The sequence below is a fragment of the Pseudomonas mendocina genome (assembly GCF_900636545.1).
Lineage (GTDB): Bacteria > Pseudomonadota > Gammaproteobacteria > Pseudomonadales > Pseudomonadaceae > Aquipseudomonas > Aquipseudomonas mendocina.
On the sequence record NZ_LR134290.1, the window covers coordinates 3069985 to 3082465 of the forward strand.

The following is a 12481-nucleotide window of genomic DNA, read 5'->3' on the forward strand; positions in this document are numbered from 1 at the left end:
ACTCTAGTTGAGTGCTCCAGCTAAGGAAACTCTGATAAACATTTCCGTTTGTCTGAGAAGCCGCTGACCTGAGGCCAACGGCTCCTTCGCACCTCAGGCGACCAACTGGTTGTGATCCAGCATGCCCTGGATGATATCTGCCGCATTGCCGCCAGACAGCACGGTATTTTCCAGGGTGATGGTCTGATCAACCGGAGTGCCGCTCCCCGCGCTGGCCACGTTGATCACTGTGCTGCCTGGCTCGCTGACGAAGTCGAAGCTCAGATACTGGGTCAGCACATCGGCCGTGGCGGGCCCTTCGATCCCCTGCAACAGCTGCGACAGGTCCAGCTTGTCGTCGCCATTGCCGAAGTCCTTGACGATGTCGTGATAGTTGCCGCCACGGTCGTCAGCAGTCCAGACGAAGGTATCGTTGCCGATACCGCCAACCAGGACATCGTTGCCCTTGCCGCCGATCAGGGTGTCGTTGCCATCACCGCCCTCCAGACGATCATTGCCGCCCAGCCCACGGAGTGTGTCGTTGCCGCCCAACCCCAGCAGCACATCACTTGCTTCGCTACCGAGCAAGGTGTCGTTGAGCCCCTCGTTCCCCATTAGCACGTTAGGCTGTACCGCCGCACCGGCGCCGATTCCGACCACCAGATGAGCCGTGCTGACGTCACCATCCGGCTGAGTCAGCTGGTAGGTGAACACGTCTTCCTTGCCCAGATTGCTGTAATCGGGGTCAGGGGTATAGGTGTAGGCGCCGTCACCGTGTATCAGCAAGGTTCCCCACTGGCCGACGAGAGCCTTCGAGGTGCCTACGGCGACAAAATTGCCGTTGTCCAACACGCTGAGTACGGCTCCTTCGCTTCCCTTACTGTCCACCGCACCCCACGGCTGATCGCTACCGAGGTAGTTATTGGGGTCGGTCAGTACGTTGCCCGCTACTGCCGTGGCGGTATCGACCAGTACCGCGGCGGCAAGGGTGACCAAAGTAATGTTGTCGATCGTCACGCGGTACTGGTTGCTGTTACGGGTCTGGTTGGTCGAGCTGCGGTCGTTGGCCTCGAAATACACCCTGTAGGTGCCGCCAGCCAGGTTCAGCAAGCTAATGGTCGCGCCCTGGGTCTGGCTTTGTACATCACTGACTTCATCCCAGACATTGGTTTCAGACAGGCTGTACAGCTTCCAGGTGAAGCTGTCACCGGAACCGGTAGCAGCTTGGCCGACCTGAAACGACAGAGTGCCCGTCGAACCCTCGGCGATCTGGAAGGACGGCGTGATGGCTTTGGTACTGACGCCATCAGCGCTACTCGTGTCCCGCAACTGCAGTTGGCCACCTTCAACACGTACGCCGTTGACCCCGCTGTTGCCACTGGTGTTGTTCACGGCGATGCTGCTGACGCCCCACTTGTCGGCCGCGACGTTGACCCAGTCGTTGGTTGTAACGACCGTGCGCTCGTCACCCGAGGGCAGGAAGTCATTGACCGTGTCGAACACCCAGGGATTGTAGTTGGGCCCTGAGGACGCAGGATTACTGGTGCTGGAAAAGTCCGCCAGTACCTTGGTCACTGGGTCGGGCGTAACCCATGTCTGCCCCACGATAGCCTGGCTGTAGTTGTCGTAGGCATGCACCTCGCTGCTATCGGTGATGGTCAACTTGAGTTCGGCGGTCGCAGCATCGCCGTCCCGGTCGACCAGCGTGTAGCGAATGGTGTCCGTCCGGTTTTCGGCCACATCTCCGTTGAAGCTGTAGGTGTAGGCCCCGGTGAGCAGGTTGACGCTGAACGAGCCGCCCCCCGCGGTGGTGAAGGTCAGCGTATGACTTGCCGCATCGTAGGCCGCCGAGGCACTGGTATAGGTCACATTGTTATGGGTGATCGCCGCGACCGGCAGTACACCCGGGCCGTCTGCACCGAAGCCATTGCTGCCTTCGCTGATCAGGTTGCCCGATATCACCGTACCGGTGACCGTCCCCTGCAGGGTGTCGTTGAGCTGATTGAGATTGGAAACCAGGATGCCATCGGTATTGACGCCAGCCTTGCCGTCATAGGCGATCGGGTTGAGCAGCGTCTTGTCGAGGTCGCTGCCAAGCCCCATGCCCAGTGCGTAGGACTTGATGCCCTTGGCCGTTAGGAAGGCGATCCAGTCCGCCTCTTCGCCGGCACCGATGCCATCACCTAGTTCCGGGTTGTACTGGCTGCCGCTGTTGTTGCTGCCAGGGTTGGCGTTGGACAACGTCGGCTGCCCGTCGGAGAGGAAGTACGAGACGCTCTGCACGCCGGTACCAGTGAGCTTCCCGGTCGAATCGTAGGCATTCATCGCCTTGATCAGCGCATCGTCATAGTTGGTCGAACCGTTGCCGGCGTTATTGGCCAGCGCGGTCAACCAGGCCTTGGCGTCGCTGGCCGTCATCCAGACATTGCCCACGGCACTGGCTGTATTGGCGAAGGTGACGATACGTACCATCACGTCGCCTAGGTTGTCGTAGCTGTCGATCAGACGTTGCACGGCATCCTTGGCCAACGCCAGCTTGGTGCTGAAGCCACTGACGCCTGACGGCGCATCGTCCATGCTGCCGGACAGATCCAGCACCACCATGAGGTTGGTATGGATGCCTTGGGGCTCACTGGCGGATTTGGCGATGTCCTTCGGCTGGGCCGGCGAGTCGTCATCCACGGAGATATGCAGGGTTCCCTGGGCGGTGGAACCATTGCCATCGACCATCTGGTAAGCGAACTGGAAGTCTAGATTGTTTTCCACGCTACCCGAGGCTGGTGCCGGATGATCCAACGGCGCATGCAACTCGAACGTGAACGCACCGGTGGCCGGATTGGTCAACGTCACGGTAAACACTGGCTGGTGGCTGCCGACGGTCTGGGCGGTAAGCACCTGGCCGTTGCCACTGACCTGATACTCCACCGCCTGGCCGCCGGAGGTCACGCTCGGCAGCCCGGAAGGTTGCCAGGCGAAGCTGCCGAAGCCATCGTCGCCGTAGTCGTAACCCAAGGTGCCGGTAACGAGGGTTGTAGCCCCTTCGTCATCCTGAACGCCACCGGGGATCCCGCCTGGCAGGCCATCTTCATCGACACGGTCGAAGACGAAGCCGCCAGTTGGCTCATCGTTGACGAAGCAGACGTCAAGCTGGGTGCTGGCCACGTCATTGTCCCCATCCACCACATCGACCTGGAACGATAGATCCAGGCTTGGCGGCAGGAACTGCTGCTCCAGCGTGATGTACTGGATGCGGTAGTCACCGTCGTTGGAGGCGAAGATCAGCGTTGTGAAGCCGCCCGCCAGGGCAGCGGCCGAGCCAGTGGTGAATGCCGAGTCGGCCAGATCGAAACTGAACTGGGAGTTCTCGGAACCCTGACCATTGTAGGTACCAGCAGCGACCACCTGGCCATTGCCATCGAGCGCAGTCCACGAAAGCTGATCGCTGGACGATAGCTTCTGTACGCTCACCTCGGCCGAATAGACCGTTGCACTGAACGCCATGGTCAACGACTCAGCGCCGTTGATCAGGTTGTTGCCGCCCACTCCGACGCCCTGCTCCGAAGGGTTGACCAGACCGCTGCCGGTCAGTGTCACGGCGAGGCCTTCGCCGCTCTGCACCAGGAATGAGGCCTGCGGTTGTCCCGCGGCGATGGCCTGCAAGTCGAAGTCGGCGATGGTCACCGGACGCGCATTGACGATGGTGAGCTCGTAGTTGTTGCCACCACCGAGGACATTGGGGTCGTCGTAAACCTTGAGTACGAAGAACACGTCCCCCTGCGCATCACCTACCGTGGCGGTCAGAGTGGTAACACCGTTCTCCTTGACCACGGTGTAGAACAATCCATCGTCGGTCAGGCCAGCATTGGCGGACAGGTCGAAGCCGCCGCCATCACTGCCATAGTCGGCCTGGATCACACCTTGGGTGGTGAAACCATTGCTCTCCTCGACTTCGGCGCAATCGGGCTGGATCACACTGGGACCGTCGTCTTCGAACCCCACTACCTTGCCCAGATCCAGACTGGCACTGTCCGAGTCACCATCCTTGTCATAAACGGTCACACCCAGTTTCACCAGCCCTTCCCTGATCAAGGCGAGCTCGTCATGGCTGGCAGTGTTGCCATGGGCGATGGCCTTGTATTGCTCCAGGGTGATGCTGCCGTCGACGGTATTGACGCTGATCTTGAAGATGGTATCCAGGCCTACCTTACCCAGCACATTCCCATTGCTGTCGGTATACAGCAGGATGTTGCCGCCAGCGGTGGCGTCCAGACCGGAGTCCACGCCCTCGCTCACCAGGCTGAGAGCAAATTGGGTACGCGAGGCGTCCAGCCCATCCGAACCACCGTTGGTGGCCAGGTTGAACAGATCGCTACCCTGGATGCGCGCGTAGCCCAGCACATTGCCGTGGCCCTGCTCATCATTCGGGGCGACATAGCCGTTTTCGTCCCGGCTGGAGCCAGCCGTGCCGACGGATTCGTCGACGTAGACCCGACCGCCTCCCTGCAACTCGAACCCGGTGATTTTCGGGCCATCGTCCTTGAAGCTGATAGCCTTGCCCAGCTCGAGGCTGGCGCTGCTGGAGTCGCCATCCTTGTCGGTGATGGTGGCCACCAGTTTCACCAAATCGGCGGAGGAAAGCCCAGTGGCCTGGTCCGGGCCGGTGTCGGGCGAATGGATGATCGCGCGCACCTGGTCGAGGGTGACGTGGCCAGAGGCGTTCACCGTGACCTTGAAGGCGATGGCGCCGTTCTGGTCGCCGACGCGGCCTACCACTGCGCCCCCTTCAAGGTACAGCTTGATGTCGCTGCCACTGGCGGTGTCCTTCAGGCCGCTATCAGCACCCTGCGCCTTGACCTTCAGCGCGTAGCCGATGGTGCCGGCACCGTCGGCGCCGTAATTGCTGGTGAAGGCGCCACTGAAGTCAGTGGTGGTGTCGATCGCCAGAGTGGTCTCGTCCACCTGCAGGCTGGCGACACCCGCCTGGCCGGCGCTGATGGTCGGCGCGTCGTCCTTGAAGCTGATGGCATTACCCAGGTTGAGGCTGGCGCTGTTACTGTCGCCGTCCTTGTCGGTGATGGTCGCCACCAGTTTCACCAGATCGGCAGCCGACAGTCCGGTTGCCTGGTCAGGTCCGGTGTTGGGCGAGTGCACGATGGCACGCACCTGATCGAGGGTAACGTTGCCGGAGCCGTCCACGGTGACCTTGAAGGCAATGGCACCGGTGTCACTGCCGACACGGCCCACCACTTCGCCCCCTTCAAGGTACAGCTTGATATCGCTGCCGCTGACGCTGTCCTTCAGGCCGCTGTCGGCGCCCTGAGCCTTGACCTCCAGCGCGTAGCCAATGGTGCCGGCACCGTCGGCGCCATAATTGCTGGTGAAGGCGCCACTGAAGTTGGTGGTGGCGTTGATCGCCAGGGTGGTCTCGTCCACCTGCAGGCTGGCGACACCCGCCTGGCCGGCGCTGATGGTCGGTGCATCGTCCCTGAAGCTGATGGCATTACCCAGGTTGAGGCTGGCGCTATTAGAGTCGCCGTCCTTGTCGGTAATGGTCGCCACCAGTTTCACCAGATCCGCAGCCGACAAGCCAGTGGCCTGGTCAGGCCCAGTGTTGGGCGAGTGCACGATGGCACGTACCTGATCAAGGCTGACGTTGCCGGAGGCATCAACCGTAACCTTGAAGGCAATGGCACCGTTCTGGTCGCCCACACGCCCCACCACCTCACCACCTTCCAGGTAGAGCTTGATATCGCTGCCGCTGGCGCTGTCCTTCAGGCCGCTGTCGACGCCTTGGGACTTCACGTCCAGCACGTAGCTGATCGAGCCAGCACCGTCGGCGCCGTAATTGCTGGTGAAGGCGCCGCTGAAGTTGGTGGTGGCGTTGATCGCCAGGGTGGTCTCGTCCACCTGCAGGCTGGCGACACCTGCCTGGCCGGCGCTGATGGTCGGCGCGTCGTCCTTGAAGCTGATGGCATTACCCAGGTTGAGGGTGGCGCTGTTGGAGTCACCATCCTTGTCGGTGATGGTCGCCACAAGCTTCACCAGGTCGGCCGCACCCAGGCTGCTCTCTTGGTCAGGGCCGGAGTTCGGCGAATGGACGATGGCGCGCACCTGGTCGAGGGTGACCTTGCCGTCGGCATCCACCGTGACCTTGAAGGAGATGGCGCCATTCTGGTCACCCACGCGGCCGACCACCTCGCCGTTCTCCAGGTACAGCTTGATGTCGCTGCCGGTGGCGGTGTCCTTCAGGCCGCTGTCGGCACCACTGGCGCTGATGTCCAGCTTGTAGCTGATGCTGCCGGCACCATCGGCGCCATAAGCCTTGATGAAAGCGCCGCTGAAGTCAGTGGTAGCGTTGCCAAGCAGGTTGGTTTCGTCCACCTGCAGGCTGTCCGCCGGAATGGCCGTGGCACGGATGCTGGGCGCGTCATCCTTGAAGCTGATGGCATTGCCCAGATTGAGGGTGGTGCTGTCCGGGTCACCATCCTTGTCCGTGATGGTCGCGACCAGTTTCACCAGGTCGGCGGCGGAAAGGCCGGCTGCCTGGTCAGGCCCGCTGTCGGGTGAGTGCACGATGGCAAGTTTCTGATCAAGAGTGACCTTACCGACAGCATCCACCGTGACCTTGAAGGCGATGGCGCCGCTCTGGTCGCCGACGCGGCCTACCACTTCGCCCCCTTCAAGGTACAGCTTGATATCGCTGCCGCTGGCGGTGTCCTTCAGCCCAGTACTGGCGCCCTCGGCGCTGATGGCCAGCGCGTAGGTGATAGTGCCCGCGCCATCATTGCCGAAGCTATGGGTGAATACGCCGCTGAAGTCGCGGGTGGCGTCGACCCCAAGGAAGCTTTCATCCACCTCCAGGCTGCCGTTGGCGGCCTGACCGGCAGTGATGGTCGGCGCGTCATCCCTGAAGCTGATGGCATTACCCAGGTTGAGGCTGGCGCTGTTGCTGTCGCCGTCCTTGTCGGTGATGGTCGCCACCAGTTTCACCAGATCGGCAGCCGACAGGCCAGTGGCCTGGTCAGGTCCGGTGTTGGGCGAATGCACGATGGCAAGTTTCTGGTCGAGAGTCACCTTGCCATCGGGATCCACCGAGACAGTGAAGGAGATGGCTCCAGCAGGGCCACCCACGCGGCCGACCACCTGCCCACCCTCGAGGTATAGCTTGATGTTGCCGCCGCTGGCGGAGTCCTTCAGGCCGCTGTCGGTACCACTGGCGCTGATGTCCAGCTTGTAGCTGATGCTGCCGGCACCATCGGCGCCGTAGCTGCTGGTGAAAGCACCGCTGTAGTCGACGGTCTTGTCCACCAGCAGATTGGTCTCATCCACTTCAAGCTCGCCGGTGGCAATCTCGCCAGCGCTGATGCTCGGGGCATCGTCACGGAAGCTGATGACCTTGCCGATGTCCAGGCCGCCACTGACGCTGTCGCCATCGCCGTCGGTCACCGTCAGTTTCAGCTCGACGTGACCGGAGCCGAGGAAGGCCGCCTCGTCCGGATCGGCGGTCGGATGTTCGATGGCACGTAGCTGTTCGAGGGTGATCTTGCCGTCCGCGCTCACGGTCAGGGTGAAGACGGCCTCACCGTTGGCGTCGCCGACACGGCCCACGATCTGGTCGCCTTCCAGGAACAGCACGACATCTTCGCCAGTCTCGGTGTCGACCAGCCCGGAAGCCGGGTTGGTGACCTGCAGTTCGTAGTCCAGGCTGCCCAGACCATCGGCACCGGGTTGCACGTTGAACAGGCCACTGAAATCGGCAGTGGCGGTGGAAATGTTACCCTGCCCGAGATGGGTCTCGTCCACCTGCAGCTGCAAGGTGCTCCCCCAGGTGACGCTGGTGCTGACGTCGTTGTAGTCGTAGTCGGAGGTATCGGTCTTGTCTTCCCAGTTCTGGTTGCCGGCATTGCCGGTGTCCTGCAGGTGCGAACCACCGGGGTTGAGGGTGGCATCGCTGAACAGCACGTTGGCACCGTCGGCGCCGATCAGTGGCGTGCCACCGACGAAGGCCTGCCACTTGCCCCCTACCAGTTGGAAGGTGACGTCCGCACCGTTGAGCAAGCCGGCGTTACCGCCGCCATTGGGGATGATGAAGAAACCGGTGCTGGCCGGATCCAGGTCGCCCAGGTCGAAGGTGTCGCCGCTACTCTGGTCATGGACGTTGGCCCAGATCACCTTGCCGCTAAGTGGGGTGCCATCCTCGCCCTTGATGTAGTAGCCGTAGCTGTTGCTGTAGCCGGCATCGGTGCCGTGGAAGGTCACCGAGGAGTTCAGGTCCAGGGCCCCTACCTGCAAGGTCGGAGTGTCGTCGTTGATGGCGACCGTGAGGGAACCGTCGGCGGTGTCGCCATCGCCATCGGTGACCTTGTAGCCAACATTGAGGGTAATGTTGTCCTCGGTGCCGTCCACGGTGTGCATCAGCGGCTTGAGCAGGTTGACGGTGTAGGCGCCGCTGGCCAGGTCGGTCAGCACCACGGTCATCAGGTCGCCACGGACGCTGCTAATGGTCAGGGTATTGGTGTCCGGGTCCCAGGTAGACGTCACGTTCTCACTGCCCAAGGTGCTGGGGCCGCTAAGTTCGATGGACTTCAGGCCATCGGCGCCGGCGTCGTAGCCAAGGTTGCCGCTGGTGCTGGTGTGGGCGCCGGAGACATCGCCAGGGCCGCCGTTGATGCCACCGTTGAGGCCCTCGTCATCAAACACATTGGTAGCTGTCACCTTGGTGGCGGTGGGGCCGTCGTCCTCGAAACGCACGACGCCACCGATGCCCACCGAGTCCACCGAGACATCGCCATCGCCGTCGGTGACGGTAACCACGGCGCGAATCTTGCCGGAGAGGTTCAATGCCTCGTCATGGCTGGTGGTATCCGGGTGCTGCAGGGGCAGGTACTGGGCAATGCTGATGCTACCGTCCTGGCCGATGGCTACAGCGAAGGCGGCCTGGCCGTTATAGATGCCGCCGTCCACGCGGCCGACGACCAAGCCATTCTCCACGCTGAGAACGATAGGCGAGCCGTCCAGGGCACTGAGGCCCGAGTCTGCATTCTGCACTGCCAGGCTGAGCACGGTGGTCGCGCCCTCCTGATCTTCACCGGTGCTGCTGCCGCTGGTGCTCACCACCGGGCCATTGCTGCTGGCGTAGCCGGTCGTTAGCGCGGTGCCGGCATCGGTCACGCTACTGAACAACGCGATCACGCTGGGGGTGTTGGTGTCATTGTCATTGGCATCGCTGCCCGGTGTCGGAGTGGCGGTGCCGTTCTGCAGGCCGGGGGTTTCGTCGTGGGTAACGCGCACACCTTCGACTACTTGGATGTTGGCGGTAGGAGCATCGTCCTCGAAGCGAATGGCGCCGCCGATGTTGACCTTGGCCACGTCTACATCGCCATCACCATCGGTGACGGTGACCACGGCCCTGACCAGGCCGCCGAGATCGACACCCTCATCGCGGCTGCCGGTATCCGGGTGGTTGAGCGACATGTACTGGGCGACGCTGATGGTGCCGTCCTGGCCGATGGCGACGGCGAACACCGCTGCGCCAGGGCCCTGGTCGCCACCGTCCACGCGGCCGACGATCAAGCCGTTCTCCATATAGAGGCGAATGACCTGGCCGTCGGTGGTGGTGAGGCCCGAATCGGTGCCGTCGCCGCCAGTGATCTCCAGGCTCAGCACGGTAGTTGCGCCTTCGTTGTCCTCGCCGGTACTGGTGCCGGCGATGCTGACCACGGGGCCGGCGCTGGCGGCATAACCTTCCAGGTCGGTACCGACGTTGCTCACGCCGGCGAACAGAGCGATCACATCCGGATTGCCGGTGTCGTCATCCAGGGCGTCCCCCTGAGGCGTCGGAGTCTCGGTGGCGTTCTGCAGGCCAGCGCTCTCGTCATGGGTGACACGCACACCCTCGACCCGCTGAATGACCGCGGTGGGGCCATCGTCCTCGAAGCGGATGGCGCCGCCGATACCAACCTGCGCAGTGTCCACATCGCCATCGCCGTCGGTTACGGTGACCACGGCGCGGACCTTGCCGGCCAGGCTCACGGCATCGTCAGCACTGCCGGTGTCTGGATGGTGGAGCGAGATGTATTGGGCGACGCTGATACTGCCGTCCTGGCCAATGGCGATGGCGAAGGCCGCCGCGCCCGGACTGGTTTCACCACCGTCCACACGGCCAACGATCAGGCCGTTCTCCAGATACAGGCGGATGGTCTGCCCATCGGTGGTGGTGAGCCCGGAATCGCTGCCGTCACCACCGACGATGGACAGGCTGAGCACGGTAGTGGCCCCTTCGTTGTCCTCACCAGTGCTGCTGCCGGAGATGTCCACCACCGCGCCATTGCTGGTCGCATAGCCAGGGCTGGAAAGGTCGGTACCGGTATTGCTCACGCTTGAGAAAAGGCCCACCACAGACCCAGCGTTGGTGTCGTTGTCGTTGGCATCGCCGCCCGGGGTTGGTGTGGCAATGCCATTCTGCAGGCCGGCACTCTCGTCGTGGGTAACGCGCACGCCCTCGACTCGCTCGATGGCTGCGGTCGGAGCGTCGTCGACGAAGCGGATCAACTGGCCAATATCGGCGCTGGCAACGGCCTGATCGCCGTCGCCGTCGGTAACGGTCAGTACGGCGCGGATCAGACCGCTGAGGTCGATACTGTCATTGGCGTCGCTCGCATCGGGGTGATGCAGGGACTGGTACTGAACAACACTGATAATGCCGGTGTCCGGGTCGATGGAAATGGCGAACGCAGCGTTACCACCTGCATCGCGACCAACCACCAGGCCGTTTTCCACACTCAGGGTGATGGGGCTACCGCTGGTAGTAGTGAGACCAACCGCCTGCACCTGCGGGCCCTGTTCGCCTTCACCGCTTCCGACCAGCGCCAGGGAATAGACGGCGGTAGCACCACCTTCATCGGCACCGAAGTTATAGTTGGCCACGACCGCCGGAGCAGTACCTTGCGCGTAGGCGCGCATGTCGGAAGACGGATTGGCTACGCCATTGAACACCGCTAACGGACCAGCGACGTCGTGACTGCCCGGCTGCAGGCCGGCGCTCTCGTCGAGTACCACCTCACCACCTTCGCGGGAAAATTCCAGGCCGGCACTGGGGCCGTCGTCGTTGATGGCGATGATCAGCGGCACGGTGGGCGACACGTCGCCATCGAGATCGAATACGCGCACGCTGAAGTTATCGAACAGCTGATCGTCAGCCCCAATCGCATTGGGGTTGCTGTGATCCAGGCTATTGTCGGTCAGGGTGTAGGTCCAGTTGCCGGCGGCGTCGAACACCAGCACGCCATAAGCGCCCTGCACGACACCCCCACCAGTGACGTTGACCCAGTTGCCGCTCGCGTCCAGCACTTCGATACGGCCGATGCCATCGGGGGAGTTGATGATCAGGGTGCCCGAGGTCGTTTCGGCGTCGCTGCCGGGGTTGCTGCCCGGCTGACCGCCGCCGTTCTCGCCACCATTCAGTGCGGCCTCATCCACCACACCGGGGCCGGTGACCACACTGCCCTCCTTGTCCAGGAAGACCACGGTCAGCTCGGGGCTGAAATCGGCAGGAGCGAATACTTCGCCTTCGGGAAACAGCGGGGCTGCTGCAAGCGGCCCAGTGGGAAAGCCAATGACCGGATCCAGTGCCCCGCCGACTTCACTGAGCATCACGAAGGAATGGCCGCCACCGGCTCCCCCCGCGCCACCTGCGCCAGCCCCTGGGCCAGCGGCTGTAGCTTCGCCCTGTTGGGTCGGGTCGTCACCGGCTTCGATGGCAGCCTGTAGGCGCTCGACATCGGTGAGGTCATCGTCGCTCGGCGCTGTGGGGGAAACTTCTACGACGGGAGCCTGAAGCTCATCGCGACTCGCGATGAGTTGCGCATTGAGGGCGATGCCGCTGTCACGCCCCAGGGTGAGCTCCTGACCGTTGGTCAGAGCCACCGCAACCGCACCGGACATTCCGGTTATGAGTTGCTCGCCTGCATAGAGCCGATCACCTTCGCTGACTGGCCGGCGCGATCCATCGCTCGCTACCGCGAACACTTCGCCGACAACCTGACTGACGACACCAATAAGAGTAGCCATGATTCCATCCTCACTACAGCTGCCGACCACCGCCGACACGTACTTACCGAAAGGGTCAGAGCACCTTTTCGAAGCAGAGGAGAGAACCCACACAGCTGATTGAAATGGAACGGCGCAAAATCCAAAAAACGCTACTGACAAAAAAATGTCACCACAGCATGCGTCGAACTACTCCATCAGTTGAATCCCCGCCCATTTGATGCCTGACTGCCCATTTCAGCTGCACAGCCCACGAAAAATGCGGACCCGAGCAGCTCATAGGTTCAAACAATGTGCTGCTTTTCGCAGAGTTCATAAGATTTTTTCTGAATATACCTTGTGAAAAAATCATCTTAGCTTCTCCAAAAGTTGTTCTTAGCTCTGATGTTACAAGCCTGAAACGGTTTGACATGGAAAAACGCCATTTTTATGGCGACAGGATAAGAACTTCAGT

The 12481-nt window shown here is 62.1% G+C and carries 1 protein-coding gene; it reads right to left on the reverse strand.

Annotated elements, in window-relative coordinates; genetic code table 11:
* Positions 1–93: 93 nt before the first annotated feature.
* Complete coding sequence (locus EL191_RS14225; protein WP_126403485.1) at positions 94–12048, reverse strand: retention module-containing protein; 11955 nt, start codon at positions 12046–12048, stop codon at positions 94–96.
* Positions 12049–12481 lie beyond the last annotated feature (433 nt).

Excerpts from the sequence above, each read along its gene's own strand:
- EL191_RS14225 (WP_126403485.1), bottom strand. The coding sequence starts at position 12,048 with ATGGCTACTCTTATTGGTGTCGTCAGTCAGGTTGTCGGCGAAGTGTTC.